General features: G+C 32.7%; 20 protein-coding genes. 3 read left to right on the top strand and 17 right to left on the bottom strand.

All coding sequences use genetic code 11. The features are described 5' to 3' along the window. Positions 1-15 precede the first annotated feature (15 nt). The 3 genes from RBB48_RS05045 to RBB48_RS05035 all read right to left on the bottom strand — a co-directional run bounded on the left by RBB48_RS05045 (position 16) and on the right by RBB48_RS05035 (position 2,072). Complete coding sequence (locus RBB48_RS05045) at positions 16-333, bottom strand: hypothetical protein (RefSeq protein WP_060487508.1); 318 nt, start codon at positions 331-333, stop codon at positions 16-18. A 317-nt stretch (positions 334-650) separates the two neighbouring features. Beyond that, positions 651-1,226, bottom strand: coding sequence for a histidine phosphatase family protein (locus RBB48_RS05040; protein ID WP_097908762.1), 576 nt, complete (start codon positions 1,224-1,226; stop codon positions 651-653). 30 nt (positions 1,227-1,256) lie between these two features. After that, the gene (locus RBB48_RS05035) at positions 1,257-2,072 is read right to left on the bottom strand and encodes an alpha/beta fold hydrolase (RefSeq protein WP_306007440.1); all 816 of its coding nucleotides are present in this window, start codon (positions 2,070-2,072) and stop codon (positions 1,257-1,259) included. A 439-nt stretch (positions 2,073-2,511) separates the two neighbouring features. Between RBB48_RS05035 and RBB48_RS05030 the strand changes: the two genes are divergently transcribed. After that, positions 2,512-5,232: a sensor domain-containing phosphodiesterase gene (locus tag RBB48_RS05030; protein ID WP_142310573.1), complete on the top strand. Its 2,721-nt coding sequence runs from the start codon at positions 2,512-2,514 to the stop codon at positions 5,230-5,232. Between the two features lie 96 nt (positions 5,233-5,328). On the opposite strand, the gene RBB48_RS05025 is transcribed toward RBB48_RS05030, so the two are convergent. From RBB48_RS05025 to RBB48_RS05010, 4 genes are read right to left on the bottom strand one after another with little or no spacing between them, the layout of a single operon-like run. Beyond that, positions 5,329-6,396, bottom strand: a complete 1,068-nt coding sequence (locus RBB48_RS05025; protein ID WP_087985008.1) for an undecaprenyldiphospho-muramoylpentapeptide beta-N-acetylglucosaminyltransferase — start codon at positions 6,394-6,396, stop codon at positions 5,329-5,331. Positions 6,397-6,444: 48 nt separating this feature from the next. Further along, a complete protein-coding gene (locus RBB48_RS05020; protein WP_060487512.1) occupies positions 6,445-6,765 on the bottom strand; it encodes a DUF6572 domain-containing protein in 321 nt (106 codons plus the stop codon). A 25-nt stretch (positions 6,766-6,790) separates the two neighbouring features. Further along, complete coding sequence (locus tag RBB48_RS05015; RefSeq protein WP_060487513.1) at positions 6,791-7,702, bottom strand: SDR family oxidoreductase; 912 nt, start codon at positions 7,700-7,702, stop codon at positions 6,791-6,793. After that, on the bottom strand, positions 7,699-8,685 hold the full coding sequence (locus tag RBB48_RS05010) for a UDP-N-acetylglucosamine 4,6-dehydratase family protein (RefSeq protein ID WP_088064259.1): 987 nt from the start codon (positions 8,683-8,685) through the stop codon (positions 7,699-7,701). Before RBB48_RS05010 ends, RBB48_RS05015 begins: the two co-directional genes overlap by 4 nt. A 309-nt stretch (positions 8,686-8,994) precedes the next feature. Here RBB48_RS05010 and RBB48_RS05005 point away from each other — a divergent pair, with 309 nt between their 5' ends. Beyond that, complete coding sequence (locus RBB48_RS05005; RefSeq protein WP_087985011.1) at positions 8,995-10,173, top strand: DUF2515 domain-containing protein; 1,179 nt, start codon at positions 8,995-8,997, stop codon at positions 10,171-10,173. Continuing rightward, positions 10,136-10,549: a CBO0543 family protein gene (locus RBB48_RS05000; RefSeq protein WP_137035405.1), complete on the top strand. Its 414-nt coding sequence runs from the start codon at positions 10,136-10,138 to the stop codon at positions 10,547-10,549. The genes RBB48_RS05005 and RBB48_RS05000 overlap by 38 nt, the downstream gene beginning before the upstream one ends. A gap of 22 nt (positions 10,550-10,571) precedes the next feature. On the opposite strand, the gene RBB48_RS04995 is transcribed toward RBB48_RS05000, so the two are convergent. From RBB48_RS04995 to RBB48_RS04950, 10 genes are all read right to left on the bottom strand, one after another. Beyond that, positions 10,572-10,997 carry a YfmQ family protein gene (locus tag RBB48_RS04995; protein ID WP_088064260.1) on the bottom strand — a complete coding sequence of 142 codons (426 nt, stop codon included), beginning with the start codon at positions 10,995-10,997 and terminating at the stop codon, positions 10,572-10,574. Positions 10,998-11,017: 20 nt separating this feature from the next. Further along, a complete protein-coding gene (locus tag RBB48_RS04990) occupies positions 11,018-11,689 on the bottom strand; it encodes an LrgB family protein (RefSeq protein WP_306007439.1) in 672 nt (223 codons plus the stop codon). A 23-nt stretch (positions 11,690-11,712) separates the two neighbouring features. Continuing rightward, complete coding sequence (locus RBB48_RS04985) at positions 11,713-12,069, bottom strand: CidA/LrgA family holin-like protein (RefSeq protein ID WP_060487518.1); 357 nt, start codon at positions 12,067-12,069, stop codon at positions 11,713-11,715. A gap of 33 nt (positions 12,070-12,102) precedes the next feature. After that, the gene (gene pdxR, locus RBB48_RS04980; protein WP_048545917.1) at positions 12,103-13,536 is read right to left on the bottom strand and encodes a MocR-like pyridoxine biosynthesis transcription factor PdxR; all 1,434 of its coding nucleotides are present in this window, start codon (positions 13,534-13,536) and stop codon (positions 12,103-12,105) included. 68 nt (positions 13,537-13,604) lie between these two features. Next, positions 13,605-14,378 carry an alpha/beta fold hydrolase gene (locus tag RBB48_RS04975; RefSeq protein WP_088122944.1) on the bottom strand — a complete coding sequence of 258 codons (774 nt, stop codon included), beginning with the start codon at positions 14,376-14,378 and terminating at the stop codon, positions 13,605-13,607. A gap of 23 nt (positions 14,379-14,401) precedes the next feature. Next, positions 14,402-15,082, bottom strand: a complete 681-nt coding sequence (gene bshB2, locus RBB48_RS04970; RefSeq protein WP_306007445.1) for a bacillithiol biosynthesis deacetylase BshB2 — start codon at positions 15,080-15,082, stop codon at positions 14,402-14,404. 53 nt (positions 15,083-15,135) lie between these two features. Further along, positions 15,136-15,327: a hypothetical protein gene (locus tag RBB48_RS04965; RefSeq protein ID WP_000575326.1), complete on the bottom strand. Its 192-nt coding sequence runs from the start codon at positions 15,325-15,327 to the stop codon at positions 15,136-15,138. 215 nt (positions 15,328-15,542) lie between these two features. Continuing rightward, entirely contained in the window at positions 15,543-16,250 is a 708-nt protein-coding gene (locus RBB48_RS04960; protein ID WP_046956514.1) for a GntR family transcriptional regulator, read from the bottom strand. Positions 16,251-16,280: 30 nt separating this feature from the next. Beyond that, a complete protein-coding gene (locus RBB48_RS04955) occupies positions 16,281-17,690 on the bottom strand; it encodes a GH1 family beta-glucosidase (RefSeq protein ID WP_306007438.1) in 1,410 nt (469 codons plus the stop codon). Positions 17,691-17,921: 231 nt separating this feature from the next. Continuing rightward, on the bottom strand, positions 17,922-19,637 hold the full coding sequence (locus tag RBB48_RS04950; protein ID WP_088064264.1) for a methyl-accepting chemotaxis protein: 1,716 nt from the start codon (positions 19,635-19,637) through the stop codon (positions 17,922-17,924). Positions 19,638-19,835 lie beyond the last annotated feature (198 nt).

Here is a 19,835-nt window from a genome sequence, read left to right as displayed (position 1 = left end):
ATTTCAGAATATATACTACTCATTTACAATAAAAGTATATACATCGTCATAAATACAACCATTTACTTTAATTACATACTTCCCTGGTTTACTAAAACGAATTGTGTAATTATTTAACTGAATTGCTTCTTTATCTCCAGAAAGAATATCAATACTTCTACCACTCAATACATAAAATTCACTTTGATTCATCGTTACATCAATCGCATTGAAATTTCCTTCTTTCACCTGCTTTGTTTCCGCAGCGCTTACACTTGGTTCTAAAAACAGTAGTCCACTTAATCCAACCGTACCTGCTAAAGCTACTCCCGCAAACTTTTTAATCTTTTTCATCACATTGTCCTCCTTATAAATTTTGTATAAAGGTGATTTTCCCCTTTACACCACAAAGCCTATATGTAATGAAATGAAAAGTAAACGGGGACCGTAAGACAAAATTCTACATCTTTTTTTCCAATTGAATAGAAATCCAACGTTTGGAGTTTTGTCACATTTTAAATTGTTTCCTTAACCCAACTTCCATTTATATTATTCAGAAATTGAATAATTACTTATTGATTTAAGATTCTAAAAATAGTTGATAAAAATGCTTTCTATAAAAAAAGTATATTTTATAAGTACGAATTAAAACACACTCCATATATTCAGTTTCATTCTCCTATCCATAATTTTTTTACATTCAATAATTGTTCATCATTAAATTCCAGCTTATATATGTCAGGCTTTGATGTATGTATTAGAAATTCAAACCCGTATTGCTTATCAAAATAATTCATCATGAGTGTCATTACAAGCCCATGTGTGCCAATTACAATTTTTTGTCCTTGAAAATCCATTAATATTTCCTTTAACACTTTCACTACCCGTCTCTGACAATCCTTATATGACTCTCCTTCTGTTAGTGTAAAATCCGGATCAGAGAACATCTTCTTTACAAGCGGATATACCTCTTTATCTGATATAACTTGATCCCCACTGGAAAACATACACTCTTTAAGGTTTTCATATATTAATATTTCTTTTTCATAGAAATTGGCTGTTTTTTCTATCGTTAACACAGCCCTCTTATATGGACTTGAAATGAAAGTATCGATTCCCTCTGTTTTTAATATGTCTGTTATTCTATGAGCGTCTAAACTTCCCTTTTCAGTTAAACCACGTGTTCTTTCACTCCCTTCTAATTTTGATGATTCACCGTGCCTAACCATATAAATATATGTATTCATACTTCCTCCTTGAAAATATTCATTCGTTTTTTATAAATTTTGTTGTTTTGTTCGTGTAATCCATTCTCCTACTAAACTCTCGAATAGTTCAGGCTGTTCAATTTGCAAATTATGTCCCGCCATATCAAGCACCGCTAATGTTGCTCTTGGATAATCTTCAATAATTTCTATAATATCTCGATAACCTACCGATATATCTTGTCTTCCTGCTAATAAAAGAACGGGTTTCTCATATTTCTTTCGGTGAAACTCCATAGTAAGAGAATAATTTTTTTGCAATCTTTCAATAAATTCATAATTAGCAACATCTAACCCCGGCTTAATTTCTTCTTTAAATCGCTTATATGTATATTCATTTGCTACCACTGCTAACTCGCTAAATTCTTTTCTTTCCGTAGAAGTTAACGTATTTAAAAACTCCTTATCTTGTACAATTATCTGTTTATCCGGTAAACGTCTTTCTTTTTGCAGTGCAACAACCACAGGACATATTAATAATAATCCATTGACTCTCTCAAACATTTTTGAAAGTATCCCTCTAGCTAAATATCCGCCGAAAGACTCTCCTACTAGTAAAAAATCTTTCTTTGGAATGATTTCTTCAATAAATATAGTTAACACTTCTAATATATGATCTGAACTATTTATCCAATCTGGAGCGTTCGACTTTCCCATTCCAGGTAAATCAATATATATTCGTTGATAACCTTCATATTTTTGAAATACTGATTCCATACATTTCATCATTAACCTATGATCCGGCGCACAGCCATGTATAATAATGACTGGTTTACCCTCTCCAACAATTTCATAGTATATTTCCGCATCTTTCATTCGCCATAACATAAAAAGTCCTCCCTATTTAGTGAAAATACTATCCACTCTGTAAGAATACACGTTCTTATTTTATATCCTTTTGTAACATTTTTACAAATGTTAATTTTCAGATTAAAAATGAAAATCTTACTTACAATAGCCTATAACAATCAAAAGATCAGCTAGAAAGAGGATTCTCATCATTTTATATGCAATTTTGCATCTCCGCTTGCAAATCACTAAAAAACCTTTACAATTCAAAGGATGACTAAATATACAATTTCTATTTAAAATCTTGATGCAATACATACTATCAAATGCAATGTTTTTTTAATTTTAAGAAGTATTAAACTCTTCAATACTTTCCTTATAAACAAGATTTTTACAAGGAAATCTGATACAATTTTTAAGTAATATTATTATGTATAGATATTACGAATATAGTGCATAATTAAAGAAGGTGATTTTATTGAAATTAAATAAAAATTTACAACTATGTATATTAATCGGAACATTAATATGCTATTCAATCTATTTTATATTTTTTTATCTGTTCCCTACTCATTTTTCAAATTCGGATGTACGCTTCGCTTCACTTATTGTTGAAGCCATTACATTTGTATCACTAATTTATTCTATATATTCTAAAAAAGTCAGTTCAAATCCGTTTTGGATATGTATCACGATAGCAATTGGGAGTTTTTTATTAGGTAAAATAGTATATACATATCAAGATAGCTTCTTCGAAATTCCAATACATCGTTTTACTATTTCTGATGTATTTTACATGTTTTTTCTACTCTTTTGTCTTATCGCTTTCAGTTATAAAATTTTAAAAGAATGCGATAAATGGGAAAAAACGTTCTTTATTTGTGATATATGTATAGTACTTACTTCCATATTCACATTAGAGTGGTATTTATTTAATCAACCAAATTTAAATATATTCTCTCTTTCACTAGGCGATGTTTTCCTTTCATTTCTATATCCAATTGCAGATTTATTGTTTCTTCTACTAGGCGTTAGTCTCTTTTTCCGTCCGACAATTTTTAATTCTAAACGGAAGATTTATATCTTTATTTTTGTATTGATAAGTTCTGCAACTTTTAACTATATTTATTTTTACTTAAATAACCATTTAGCAACTGAAACGATAACATTATTACGTCTTTTATATAGAATACCTATATTATTTATTGCAATAGCTGGATCTATTTCAGCAGATCGTAATAGCCATAAAAATTATTTCATTGTTAACCCTATAATAGGAAAAAAGGCTTTAGTTGTATTTCCCTATCTTGCTGTTGCAATACTAATCGGGTTTACATTAAAAGAACAAACATCATCCTCAACTCTCATTACAGGAAATTGTATTACTTTTATTTTCGTACTCATTCGTCATTCTATTGTACGTATGCAAAACAATTCCCTAACAAAACGTTTACAGGCATTCAATGCACAACTAGAAGAAAAGGTGACTTTACGGACTTCTGATTTAGTTCATAAATCAGAGGCTCTATCTCAAAAACAACAAAAGTTTAAATCGTTATATGAATATCACCCTGATCCTATTTTTACAATTGATTTACATGGCGTATTCTTAAATGTAAATCAAGCCGGAAGTATACTACTTGGAGCACCAACAGATGAGTTACTCGGTGAAACTTGTTTTTCGATTATTTTAGATGAAGACAAACATAAACTAACATCTGCATTAGAAAAGGTGAAACAACAAGAATCGGCATACTTACAACTAAGTTCTAAATATAAAGATGGTTTTACTTATTTTTTATACGTTACCATCGTCCCTATTATAATAGACGGACAAATTTCAGGAAGTTATATTATGGTAAAAGATATTACCGCACTAAAAAAGCAACAAGAAGAAATAAAGTATTTAGCATTCCATGATACGGTAACGAAAATTGGGAACCGTGCCTTTTTCCATAAGAAATTAAAAAGAGTTATAAAAAATGCTAAAACAACAGACAGTGAGTTCGCATTATTATACTTAGATTTAGATCGCTTTAAAGCAATTAACGATACACTTGGACATTCGGCAGGAGATCACATATTAGAAGAAGTAGCGAAGCGATTCCAATCATGTCTTCCATCACATACTCATCTGTCAAGAATCGGTGGCGATGAATTTACAATCTTAATTGAAAACTATACTGACGAAGATTCCTTATTCGATTTATGCAACCAGTTATTTGAATGCATGGAAAAACCGTTTGTCATACATGAGCATACATTAACTTTATCACTTAGTATCGGCATCGCTATTTATCCACATTCCGGAATCGATACCGCTACACTTTTGAAAAACGCTAATGTTGCAATGTATGATGCAAAGGCAAAAGAGCTTAACTCTGTCTCTATTTATGACGATGTAATCGCTAAAAAAATTGAAAGACGATTACGATTAGAAAAAGATTTACCAAACGCAATACAAAATGAAGAATTGTTCCTTTTGTATCAACCTCAAGTTGATAGTGAATCTAATAAAATTATCGGTGCAGAAGCTCTAATCAGGTGGAATCATCCTGAATTAGGCGTTATTTCTCCATATGAATTTATTCCGATTGCTGAAGAAACACTACAAATTATTCCAATAGGAAAATGGACATTGCAGCAGGCTTGTGAGCAAATGAAACGTTGGCACACACTCGGATATTCTCATTTAAAAATTGGTGTAAACTTATCTGCTAAAGAATTTGAACAAGAAGATTTTGTAAAGTCTATTTCTTCTACATTAGCAACTACAGGCTTACCGGCAAGTTCTCTCGACCTTGAATTAACAGAGCGCATTGCAATGATGGATGAGCGAGAAACATTGATAAAGCTCCGCACACTAAAGGGTTTAGGAGTTCACATTTCAATCGACGACTTTGGTACAGGTTATTCTTCACTAGCGTATTTACCTTTATATCCAATAGATACGTTAAAAATCCCAAGAGAATTTATTACAATGTCTGAAACGTGTGAAGATGGAATGGAAATTATTAAAACGATTATCACATTAGCACATACATTAGAAATGTCTGTCATTGCAGAAGGTGTAGAAACGAAAGAACATGTGAATTTCCTTCAAAAAAATAAATGTCAGTTTATTCAAGGTTACTATTATAGTAAACCTATCCATACTCATGCATTTACTGAGCTATTAGAAATCGGTATTTACCTATAGTATATTGATAATATGGATAAGTAATAATGAATTTGAACAACTATAGTAAAAAGGAAAGAAGATATCTTCTTTCCTTTTGTTTTTTTATTTAAATTTCTATTCCTTCACCACTTCATTTATTATATCTATTAATTGATGAATCCCCTCATCATTTGTTTTCTTATATCCATTCATGTTTTGAATATATCTCTCCTTATTTGTATACAACTTATTTACTGCATGTATGAATACATTCGTACTTATTCTGTCCTGGATTATAACTTCCGCATATCCTTGCCGAGAAAAATATTCAGCATTTAAAACTTGATCTCCCCTACTAGAACTGTTAGTTAACGGGATAAGCAACATCGGTTTCTTCAAAAATAGCAATTCAGAAATAGCAGTAGAACCTGCTCTAGAAACTACAACACTCGCCATATTTAGTATATGCGGCAACTCGTCCCCTATATACTCAAATTGCATATAACCTTCCATACCAATAGATGAATCCACCTTCCCTTTACCGCACATATGAACAATATTAAAATTTAATAGTAATTTTTCCAAACTTCCCCTTACCATATCATTTATCCATTGAGCACCTTGACTCCCACCCATAATTAACAATACTGGTTTATCTTGCTGAAATTTACAATAGCTTCTTCCCCGCAATACATTGCCCCTCTCAATTTCTTCCCTTACAATTGGTCCTACATAAACCTTCTTCTCATTACTTACATTTTCTCCTGTCTGAGGAAATGTTGTGCATAGTTTTGTAGTAAAAGGTAATGCTATTTTATTTGCTAATCCTAACGTACTATCTGGTTCACGTATTATTACAGGTACTTTATTCATCCACGCTCCTATTACTACAGGAACGGACACAAATCCTCCTGCCGAAAAAACAACATCTGGTTTTATTCGTTTCATCAATTTATAACTTTGTATGCAACCTTTTATTATTTTAAAAGGATCTTTAAAGTTCTCCCAATCCCAATATCTCCTAAGCTTCCCCGTTGAAATACTATTGTATTTCACATTTTGAACTAATAGTTTTTCAATTCCATTTTGAGATCCAATATACTCAATTCCCCATCCTTTTTCCATAAATTTAGGAATCAATACCATATTAATCATTACGTGTCCGGCTGTACCGCCCCCAGTAAAGAGAATCTTTTTATTCATAATTTATATCCACCTTTATCATTAAAAATCTTGTTTTATACTAATCTATTAAATGTAAGTAAACTTACTATTATTTATATAAACATTTAGCTCAAACCCTATATCTTGCAAAAAATCTTTAATAAGATCATAAAAATCATTTCCATACTCACTACATTCATACTGAGCAAAGACTTGAATTACAGGCCTAGTTCCTGTACCTATTACTGGATTTTTCCTATCACCCTTTTTACCTTCCACATAGGCTTGACATTTATTTATCGCCTCATAGATACACAAAACATGCTCTTCCTCATCTTTCCAGTCCAGCGTATCAACAATTAAAAGAAATAGCGTATTTTGATTATCCATTGTTTTATAGCCATTCATATATTTCTTACACCCTTTTCATTTTTCATTGAATGCAGATTTCACTACACTTCGCATACTCGAGTACATCTTTTAATGATTGATGGAATTGAATTTCTGGGACCCAACCTAACCTTTTTATATCCTCTATTACTAAACTCTCATTTGATTCGCTTCCACTATGCTCTGCTTCTTTTATGGAAAAACTCAGCTGTGTTAATTCTTTGTATTGTTCTATTACATCTAATAAAGACCGTTTTATCCCTGATCCAATATTATATTGTTTTCCATTTATTCCATCGCGCAATAACACATGATACGCTTTAACCGCATCACGTACATCTAGAAAATCCCTACTATCTTTCAAACTGTTTACTTCAATAATTGCTTCACTTTTATTCGACTCTATAGTTATCATTTTTTTTGCAAGAATAGAACAAATACCATTCGATACTCCTGGACCAATTAAATTCGAGGGCTTTGCAATGATAATATTTGAATTCATTAATTCACTCCACGCCTCTGCAATAATGACTTGCATCGTTTTACTTAAACTATATGGATTTGAAATTTTTATATTGCTCATACTATCTGCTTGCAAAGCAGATCCTATAACCAATGTTCTACAGTGAGGTACTTCTTGCTTAATTGCTTCTAATAAATATAACGTCCCTATTACATTAACCTCTACATATTCAAGAGCAGCTGTCCAAGACTCTATGACCGAATTCTTTCCTGCTAAATGCAATACATAATCTGGCTTTATTTGTTTCATTACCTTCATTACTTCGCTCTTATTAGTTAAATTACAAGTAATACCATTCCCAATTATTTCTCTATGTGCACGATTTTGAAACATAGGAATTACATGAAAGCCCTGCTCTAAAAAATATTGGCAAGCATGGCGTCCTGTGAAACCATTTGCACCAGTTATTAAAAGACTCGCATTTTTTTTCATCGTAAAAACCCTCCTTTTAATAACATTTGTTTCACCTCGTGTTTTGTAAGTAAGTCTTGTTGAGAACTAAAACTCTTCACATCCACAAGCGGATAGCTAGCATAATATTCTTGCAGTCCTTCTATAGGAATAGTCGGTAGTACCACAAAATAATTTTGATCAAAACTTATACTTGTTTTACTCTCTACCTCAGATAAAAGCATTTCACTTAATTTTTCACCCGGTCTTATCCCTACTTCTTTTACCTTCACGTTTTCCTTTTTCGAATCTTCAATTAACACTTCTGCTAAATCTGTTATTTTACATGCCGGCATTTTCATAACAAAGATTTCCCCACCTCTACCTTGATATACGGCTTTAAATAACAATCCAACAGCATCTTCAATCGTTAAGAAAAATCTAGTCATATTTGCATCGGTAATCCCTACTTGTAAAGATTTTTTAATTTGTTTTTTAAAGAGTGGTACCACACTTCCGCTCGTCCCCAAAACATTTCCACCACGAACACAAATGAATTTTGTTTTCTTCGTTTGCATATTCGCATGCACCATTAACTTCTCACCAATTGCTTTTGTCATCCCATACGTATTTGATGGATCGGCTGCTTTATCCGTTGAAACATATATAACTTTCTCAACTTGCATCTGTATAGATGCTTCAATTACATTTTGTGTACCATGTATATTTGTTTTTATAGCTTCATAAGGATAATACTCACATACTGGAACATGTTTTAAAGCTGCAAGATGGAATACATAATGGACACCTTGGCATGCATAGACTAGTTGATCTTTATCACGAATATCTCCAATAATAAATTTTAATCTATCATCATTTATAAACTGTTGCTGCATTTCAAACTGAACCGTTTCATTTCTTGAAAAAACTCTAATTTCTTTCGGTGATTTTTCTAATAATTGTTTTATAAGTTCCTGTCCCCACGAACCTGTACCACCAGTAATTAAAATTATTTTATTTAGCATTTCTTTTCCTCCTACCACACATTTCAATTAAAATTGTATTTATAAAATTTATTGAATTATTTTCAATTGATTTAAATCATAATTGTCGTTTGTTACATTTAATTGACAAAATAAAAAAACAGAAACTATTAAAAATAGTTTCTGTTTTTTATTTCACCTCACAACAGTAAGATTTTTTATACTTTTTGCATGATAACTAAACCCTTATAAAAAACACCGCTCATTTATTTCTTATACTCGTAATAAAATAAATAGAACGATTCATAGCCAATAATCATGTTTAAATTTATGAAAAATGGAGGTAACGGAATGTACCGAAGCAATTCAAATCATACATATAACGGACCTTCCAAAGCACTGCCTCTCTCCCTATTTGATGTAAAAAATGAATTAAAACAAAAAAGCAAACTCATACATTCTGGCTCGATGTATAAATTAACGAAAGAAGAGCAACTCATCATCAACAACATAAAAATACAAACTGAACAGCTAAATAAAAATAATGTGACAAGAACACGAGCATACTACCAATTTTACACTCAATATCCAGAAATACATTGGGCACTACTTGGGCATATGGTATCACGTAACGGCGGTTGGAATATGACTGATTTAAAGGGCGATTTATATACGAAAATTTTATCAGAGAAAGATCAAATCACATTTTTTTCTTTTTTAGAAAGAGGGAATTGGCTTATTTTCCAAGATGTATATCCTCAATTTCTGCTTTATGAACAAAGTGTGAAAAGAGCACAAAAGCTATTTCACCTTCTCCCTCACCTAAATGTTTCTACATTTATGGAAACGATGTGGAACGATTTTTGGAAAACAGGTAACAAAAAAACATTAGCCATTGCAACTATTATTAATGAGCAACACTACTTAGAAAAAAGAGTGATTCAAAATATACAATTTAAAAAGACTGTACTTAATAGTATTGGATTTAAACTCTTTGATTTCTTTCAATTTAATCATATTCTTTTCCCATTCTACGAAAATGATAAGAAACTCAAAGTATTACTATTTGGTGATACAATGAAACATTTCACTTCCTTACACGAACGAATCTTAATTGGAAAAAGGTTGTATTCATTATTATTTCGAGACACACATGTTTTATCTCAAATAATAAGCTGGGCCCAGCACCATCCGCATACAGGATCAAGGAAAGATTACTGGCCTCATTTATTTTCAAGTGTCAATGAATCTTTTTCCCGTGAGTTTTATAAGCGTCGAATAAAGAAATGCCAGTTGCGTAGTGGCGCTTATCGTATATACAGTCCTGCACTCATCTATGCATGGCGAGATATGAAGCATGAAGAAGTTGACAATGAAGATTGGTTTACGGACTGGCAAGTTGTAAATTACTTAGTAGATAAGGAGGAAAATATAAATGGACAAATTACAGAAGACTACTGTAAAACACTCGAAACAATTGAGTTGGCAATTCTTGCAAAGAAAAACGTCCTCCTTCGAGAAGAAGAATGATTTTCTAGCATTAGCAGTTACAATCTTACTCTCTTCTATTATCGGAACTTGCTTAGATGCTTTCTTTGTTGCGAACCAAATCTATTCCTTTCCCGTTAGACCATTCTCATCCATATTTTCAGTTAACATTGGCTTTACTTTGTTTGTACTACCGATTTTAACAGCTGTTTTTATACAAATTTCCAAAACATTATCTACAATTTCTAGAATTCTACTTATTATTTCAATAGGTATTTTTGCCAGCATTTTTGAACAAGTTGCTGAAAGATTCGGTTTCTTTATTCATAGCTTGGATTGGAATCATACATATTCTTTATTTGGCTATATGATTTTCTTTTCTTTTATTTGGAAAGTATATCATTTCATACAAAAATGAAGAGACCATAATCGATCTCTTCTTAAGCATAATCTTCGGTTATTGCTAATGGTGCAAGAGTTTGAAGACTTTTTGAACGTAAACGATAAGCAACGATTTTCTTCTTATATTGCTTGATTACATCAACATGTTCCTCATGGCTATATAGAGAAAATCTAATCTCTTTATTCCCTTTCTTCGTATCAATAACAAGTGGTGTTCCTTCTCCATGTGGCGGGAAATAATGTTTATCTAAAAATAAAGCTTCATTAAATTCATGAATAACTTGTCGTTTCATTTCTCCCTCTATATTCTTTCCATCTATCGATATAGAGGTATTCTCTTCCTCAAGTTTTTGATGCAATTCAAATCTACTAATAATTGATTCTACAACAGAAGTTGGCATACTAGAAACTAGCACTTTAACAGCGCCAAAAATAAATAAAGTAACTATAAACCATGTTGTCATTTTCTCATCTCCATTACATTTTAAAATATAAATTTCGTTCCATACGGTATGAATATACTAATGAGTATTCCCGTTACAATCATCGTTACCGAACCGATTGTCGCTTCTTTTTCGCCTTCCTTCACGAGACGGCTCACACCGATAATATGTGATGCGCAGCCCATCCCCACTCCTTTTCCAATCGTACTTGTTATTCGGAAAAACTTAAGTACTGTTGGTCCGATAATAGCACCTGTTATCCCTGCAACAACTACAAAACTAGAAGTCATAGATGGAATACCGCCAATTTGATCCGCTAATGAAATAGCAATAGGCATCGTCGCTAATTGCGGCAGTGTTGTTAATATGAGTTCCTTATCTATATTTAACATCCCGCCAATCACTACATTCATACTCGTTAAAACCACTATACCTACCGCTACACCGATAAGTATCGACAAAAAGTTTTTCATAAGTATGTTTCGCTCTTTAAATAAAGGTATCGCTAACGCTACAATTGCAGGACTTAATAAGCCGGAAAGAATATCCCCCCCATTTTCCCTATATTCATGATGAGAAATATCAAAAATTAAAAATAAGCACATCATACTCGCTGTAACTGTTAACACCGGTAACGTAAATGGAAACGGAATTTTTTTATATAACTTTGTCGCCAATACATACATTACTACAGTAATAATAATTAAGACCATTTGCATCGTGCACCTTGTCGATTTTATTTTTTTGATGTTACTAATAATTGACTTATATATCCTGAAACAATTAAAGTTACTACCGTACTTGCAACTACTAACAGGAATATAATACTCCCCTTACCGAAAAGAAAAGACCCGAATTCCATCAGCCCTGTTGTCGAAGGAATTAGAAATAACGGTAAAAATACGAGTAACTTTTCCGCACCTTCCTCAAACCACTTTAATGGTAAAATACGAGTAGAAAGGAGCAGAAACAGCATTAACATCCCAATTAAACTTCCTGGCATTGATAAATGGAATACTTCCTGAATCCACGTACCAACTAAGCTAAATACATATAGCACGCCTACTTGCAGTAAAAGCGCCACGTACTTCATTTCTTTCCCTCATTTCAATATTACGCATCACTATTATGAGATCTCATTTAACGTTTCCGCAAACCTCGTAATTCCCAGTTGAATTTGTTCGACATCTACTCTCCCAAAAGTAAAACGAATATATTCATTTTTAGTACCTAAAACACTTCCCGGGACAAACGCTACACCATTTCGTATAGATTCGCCTAATAAATGATATTCATCAAATGTTCCTTGCACTTTGCACCATAAATGTATTCCACCCTCTGGAACAAAAAATTCAACCTGGTCCCCTAATATTTCTTCAAGCTTTCTAATTAACACATCTCTTCTGTCTTTCAATTGCTCACGAAGCATTGTAATATGTGCATGAAAATCTTCTGATTCTAAAAATTGATTTGCCACCCACTGCGTAAATACACTATGGCCAAAATCAACTTGCTGTTTTGCATCCGCTAAACGTTCTATTACACGCGTAGGGCCAATTACCCAGCCAATACGTAATCCTGATGCAACAATTTTTGATAATGAACTTATATAAAGAACATTCCCGTTTTGATCCATTGACTTTAATGTAGGATTCACTTCTCCATTAAATGAAGTTAAACTATACGGATCATCTTCTACAATCGGTATACCAAATTCAGAAGACAGCTCTAAAACCTTTTTACGCCTTGCTAATGACAACACAGTTCCCGTTGGATTTTGATAATCTGGATTCAAAAATACCATGCGAATACGATGCTTTTTATGCAAATCAATTAAGTCATCTGGATTCATTCCATGCTGATCAACAGGTAGATGGAATATTTTTAAGCCAGCAGATTTAAACATCGGCAATGAAAAACAATACGACGGATCTTCAATTGCAATCGCGTCTCCTGGTTTTAATAAGCATTGCACGATAAGGTTAAGTGCCTGTTGTGCGCCAGATGTAATAAGGATAGAATTCGAATCTGCTTCAATTTGTTTATATTGCTGAACATGTGCTGCAATTGTTTTTCTCAACATTTCATTTCCAAGCGGATGGTCATAACCGAGGTTTTCCATAAATGTTTTCTCCGACAAAATCGTTCGGAATCTATCGCTCGGAATCAATTCTGGTGACAATTCACCACTCGCTAAATTAATTAAGTCGTCTTTTTGTGTTTCCGTTCTAATTTGTTGAACGAGTGGTACGTTAGGTAAGAACGATCCATCCTCCACGTACCTACCCCAGTTCGGTATTCGTTTATGTGAGACACCCCATATATCTGTATTGACCCTTGTTCCGCTTCCCTTTTGCCGTTCTACTACTCCAAGTGATTTTAATTCTTCATACGCAGCTACTATTGTACTCCGGTTCACCTGTAATTCTTTCGCTAACGTACGCTCAGAAGGTAACTTGCTGTCAGAAGGAAACTCACCTGAAGAAATACCCCTTTCCATATAATCCGCTATTTGTTTATATACAGGCGTCTTATCTGCACGATTTGGTTTCCATTCCACCTTGTTGCCCCCTCTCAAAACGAGCTATCCTTGATTCCCTAATAACAGTATTAACTTTAATAATAGTATTAATTAATTACATGATTTAAAAATCTTTCTACCGTCATATTAAAGCTAGTCGGCTGTTCTAAATAAGGTAAGTGTCCACTATTTTTAAACTCAATAAAAGTTGTATTTTTCAAACGTCTTTCAAACTCTCTTACATATTTCTCGGGAACGAAATCATCATTTTCCCCTCTTATAATTAAAGTAGGACATGAAATATTTGAAAGAAACGGTCTTTGATCATAATCTACTAATTCAGCAAATAATCTTTGAATATGCACCGAATTAATAGACTGTAAAGATTGATAAAATCCCCTAACAATTACTTCATTATCTGCTACTCCCATCGCCTTCAATAATGTATCCGCCCATGTTTTTCCATTATCGTGTAAGCTAAGTAAATCATATACTTCAATTCGTTCTTTTCGATCTTCAGGCTCCAAATAGGGAAATGCATTTACAACAATTAAACTAGAAACAAAGCCTGGATATTGAATAGCAAAATCGATACCGACTCTAGCTCCTTTTGAAAGACCACACATAACTACTTTTTGTAGCTTTAAATAACTGCATAACTCATACAATACATTTGCATATTCTTTAAAAAGAATTTCCAGCCCTTCCGATTTCCCATGCCCCGGTAAATCAAGAGAAATCACCGTCCAATTCTCTTTGAAATATTGCCTTTGATATAGCCAATTGTTTGCGTTCCCACCAAGACCGTGTAATAACAATATAACAGGGCCCGACCCTTCTATATTGTAAGAAATTTTCCTATTCTTATATTCAAAATACATATTCATCACCTTCAGCTATAACGTCACTTACTCTTATCTTTGAATGAATATATCCAAAATGGTTCCTTTTCTAACCACTCTACTGTTTCCGGTACACCTTCTTCATACTCTCTTTTTAGTTCCGTTACTTTCGTCGCAAATTGTGATGCATGTGCTTGCAATGCCTCTAATTTTATGGGAACATATTCTTTCACTTCATTTTTAAAATGCGGAGGACCTATTTCCGCTTCATGATTCTTCGAAAAAGCTACCGCATAAAATGTTGGCCTTTTATATTCCTGAATATTAGCTAACGCCTCTGCTACCGCTTCTCCTGTTGCATCATGATCTGGATGAACCGCATATCCCGGATAAAAAGAAATAACTAACGAAGGATTCACTTTTTCTACACATTTTTGTATTACACGTCTTAACTCTCCGGGAGTTTCAAATTCAAGAGTTTTATCACGATATCCCATCATACGTAAATCTTTAATCCCTAAAATATTTGTAGCCCTCTTTAGTTCCGTCTCTCTTATAACATTTAATGATTCACGTGTTGCAAAAGGAGGATTCCCCATCGTTCTCCCCATTTCACCTAACGTTAAGCAAACATAAGTAAGAGGAACATTTCGCTGCGCATAAGCTAAAATTGTACCTGCCACGCAATATGACTCATCATCTGGATGCGGAAAAACAATTAAAACGTGGCGTTCATTTTTTATCAAAATCATACTCCTCCATCATATACAATATTAACTTTTTTCTTTCAAAACTATTAAATCACTACCGCATACCACGTTACCCCAACAAGTAGTACGAAAAGAAGAAGAATATAAATAGTTGATAAGTTTTTCACATTTCTCTTTGTAGACTTGCCGTAATTCTCCTCAACATTTCGTGCAACTAACACGGTCCCAAACAGGGATCCAATTACAATAATAACCACTAGTGAAATTGCAAAAATCATTGTATTTTCACCTCTCTAAAGACAATCTATTTTAATAAAGAACTTCCTCTTTAAAACTTTAATAACATACTACCTTTCTTCTCTTATCATAATAGATGTTTACAAAAAACGGACCAACCACTTTTGTGTTTTTTTGCTCATCCACTTTAAAAAATGAAAAGCAACTGATCACTTTGGACTCAGTTGCTTTTCACACGATAAATTATTTTCTATTTTTATTTGAAATTAATTCGATTTAAAAGTTTAGTCTTTTCATAATGAAACATCGATTGAGATAACTCGAAAATTGTCCCGTTTACAAGACATACTGTATTTTCAATAAGAAGCGCCGGATCACCTTCATTTAATTCTAACAGCTGCGCGTTTTCTTTATTTACTTTTTCACAACTAATAACTTTATCGGCAAAGCCAATATTTAATCGTAAATCTTCAATGAAATAACTGTATACAGAGCTTAATGCTATTTCTTTATTCAAATATGGAATAATATCCTTTTTGAAATAACTTACTTCAATAGAGAATGGTTTACCATCTACAATTCTTAAACGCTTCAAAAAATATATCCTAGTTCCAGCTTCGCATTGCATCCGCTTTGCTATATCTTCGTCCGCATCTATTACTTCAAGCTCTAACACTTTCGTTTCAATATTTTGCGAAACGAGATTTTTCGTTAATCCACGTAAACTTCCTAAATTAATGTAATCTGTTACAGAAGTTTCACGTAAAAACATACCACTACCTTGCACTTGAAAAATATAACCTCTATTTACAAGCTGACTAATTACTTTACGTATCGTATTACGGCTTACTTCAAACCGATTCATCAAAGCTTCTTCTGTAGGTAGTTTTTTCGTTTCATTAAAAAGCCCATCTCGAATGTTTTGCTCTAACACATCTGCAATTTGTTTATACTTTGCACTCATACACTTTCTCCTAAAATACTCTTTTATCTGTTATAACTCTTCTCCTCTCGTTTCGATCACATGTTTATACCAATGAAACGAAAGTTTTTTCTTACGTTTTAAGTTATCATTATGATCGACAAAAATAAAGCCATATTGCTTTTTATACCCATTTAACCAACTTAATAAATCAATCACTGACCATGCATAATAACCTTTTAAATTGATTCCCTCTTCAATTGCACGCTTTATTACTTTTAAATGCTCTTCAATAAATTTAATTCTCGGAACATCTACAACTTCTCCTTCAATGATTGGATCTTCATCACCAAGTCCATTTTCCGTTACATACATCTTTATGTCACCGTAACGCTCTTTCAACATATGCAATCCATCTAAGAAACCTTCGGGAGATATTTCCCATCCCCATTTTGTATATGTTTTATCATCCATTTTTACTGTGCGATAAAAACCATCAAAAGAAGGATTACCTGGAGCAAGTGTTGAGTTTTCTCGAGAATGCTCATCGCTCTTTATATCCATATCGTATCTTTCTACTCGTATTGGTTGATAATAATTCAAGCCAATAAAATCATTCTTTTCGGCACTTTGTTTAATGATTTCTAATTCTTCAACCGTCCAATTAGGAGTCCACCCTTTTTCCTTTAATTGTTGAACAACATAAGGTGGATACTCACCTTTTAAAACTGGATCATAATACCAATACGTTTCATATTCATTCGCATGATTTGCTGCTAGTATATTTTCTTTTTCATCATCCACACTATAAGCAGGTAGGAAAACATGTGTAATCCCAATCTCCCCATATTGTTTCAGCTGCTTGTACACCGCAACTGTTTTCGCATGTGCATAAAATACATAATGAGTCGCTTGAAAATACTTTGGAACATCATTTTTTATTCCTGGTGGATGTGCACCTTTTAAATAGCCTAATCCACAAAACATTACTGTTTCATTAAAAGTAATCCAATGTTTCACTCTATCACCAAATGCTTTAAAGCAAATTTCGGCATACTTTACAAAAGCATCTGCTGTTCGTTTATTCGTCCACCCACCATCCTTTTCTAACGGTAATGGTAGATCCCAATGATATAAAGTGACAAACGGTACAATCCCGTACTTTAAACATTCATCAATTAAATTGTTATAAAATTTAATGCCTTTTTCATTTACCTCTCCATCTCCATTCGGCAATATTCTCGCCCAAGAAATCGAAAAACGATACGATTCCAATCCCATCTCAGCCATTAAACGAACATCTTCCTTATATCGATGATAATGATCAACCGCTACATCACCATTTGTTCCATTGTATGTTTTGCCAGGAATTTTTGAAAACTCATCCCAATTCGTAACACCTTTTCCATCCTCATTCCATGCACCTTCTACTTGATAAGAAGCTGAAGCAGCTCCGAATAAAAAATCATGTGGAAACTTCATAGTATATACCTCCATTTCATTAGAATAAACCAAATTCATTATTACATATAAAATTTATAGGTACAAATTTAAATGGTTATTATATAATAAATTTCTATTTTTCACTATAATTAAACATAGCATTCACACCATTTACAAAAAAAGAACCTATAAAGGTCCTTTTTCAAATTGTGCAACGCAGCACTATATTGAGTATCTTAAAGTTTATACTACTGATAAATGTTAACAAACTTATTCTTCAATAATGAATTGTGAAATTAGCATTTCTAAATTTTCGACTTTCTTTTTCATTTCATTAGATTTCGTCGTTATTTCTTGAATCAATGTGGCTTGTGCTTGAATTGATTGTACCGTTCGATTCGTTTCTTGCGAGACTTGTGTTGCAGTTTCAGAGACTATTGATAAAGAGGCATTCACTTCTTCTGTCCCAGCAGACATTTCTTCTGTGGCAGCAGACACTTCTTGAATTTGGGACGTTATTCTATTAATATCTTGCATAATAGATGAAAATGCGAGTTCTGCCTTATATGCTGCTTCTTTACCACCACTAGCCTGTTGTTGACCTTTTTTCATTACATGAACTGTATCCTGTGTATCTTGATGTATAAAATGTAATAAATTATTTATATCATTTACAGACGTTTTAGATTTCTCAGCCAGACCTCTTACTTCAGCTGCAACTACTGCAAATCCTTTTCCATTTTCTCCGGCGCGTGCCGCCTCAATTGCAGCATTTAAGGCCAGTAAATTCGTTTGTTCTGCAATATTAGTAATAATATCTAGCGCTTCTTCAATTTGTTGTGTACGTGTAACAAGTCTATCAATGACCTTAGAAGTTTCTTCGACAACTTCATTCACACTATTCATTTGACGAATAGATTGTTTTATAACTTCACTACCAGAATTTGCTTGGTCTATTGTTGCAACAGCAACTTCAGCAACCATCGCTGAAGATTCAGCTACTGTTTGAACTCCAGTTGCAATTTCTTCCATCGCAGTTGAACTTTCTTGAATACTAGTCACCTGTCCCTCTATTTCTTTATTTATTTCAGAAGTAGTTCGAACAACCTCGTTTGATATATGTGCTGCCGTTTTTGTCTCTTGTAACATATTTTCAGTTGAAATAATCACTTCTTTTGCTGTAACCTTCACCTGACCGACTAATTGTTGCAAGTTATCTAACATACTATTAAAGGATTGTACAATATGGCCTAATTCGTTCTCGGATTTATAAGAAGTTCGAATTGTTAAATCTCCAGCAGATACTCGTTCCATATCTTTTTGTAATAATACAATTGGTTTTTTTATAGTATTTTTTATTATAAAACCAATAAAAATAATTATTATGATTCCAACACATGAAATAATTACAAATGTTATTATTGTATTTTTCACACTATTGATATTCTCTTTTTGTAGTTGTTCAGCCGCGGTATTATTATATAAAATAAGTTCACGGATAGACTGAATTGTTTTTCCCATATTAGGCTCAATTTCTTTTAAATAATAGCTATAAGCTTCTTCATTATTAGTCAGTCCCAAATCCTGTGCTTTCTTCATTTGTATTCTTAAATCTTTGAATTGACTTTGAAATGCATTATACAAGCCCTTTTCTTTATGAGAACTAATTCTAGTTTCAAATTGTTTTAATAACTCATCATTTTCTTTCCTAGTCTTATCCATTTCTGTTATTAGTTCTTTCATTCTTTTTTCATCTTTCGATATCATAATCTCCATAAAATTCATATTAACATGGTAAAAATTTGATTCTACAGTTCCTATCCATTCAATTGGTAATAGCCTTTCGTCATACATACTAGAAGATGTATTTTCACCTTTTTGAAGCCCTAAAAACCCTAGAGAAGATAACATGATACAAGCCAAACTCGATATAATGACTAACACATTTAATTTCGTTCCAATTTTACTATTTTTAATAAAAGACAACAATTCCACCTCATCTGTATATTATACTTATATGTTTTATGTTACAATAATATTCGACATTTATCGACATTTTTTTGTGTCGATTTTATAACTGCATTAAATTATTATATTAACTATATAAACCTATTCAAAGAACTTTGATTCTCATAATATCCAATACTAAAAAGTCTTATGGGAATTCCACAAGACTTTTAATAG

It is taken from the genome of Bacillus sp. MMSF_3353 (assembly GCF_030733445.1).
In the GTDB taxonomy this organism is placed as follows: domain Bacteria; phylum Bacillota; class Bacilli; order Bacillales; family Bacillaceae_G; genus Bacillus_A; species Bacillus_A wiedmannii.
Note: the sequence above shows the minus strand (reverse complement) of the source record. Positions and strands in the feature narration are given on the sequence as shown.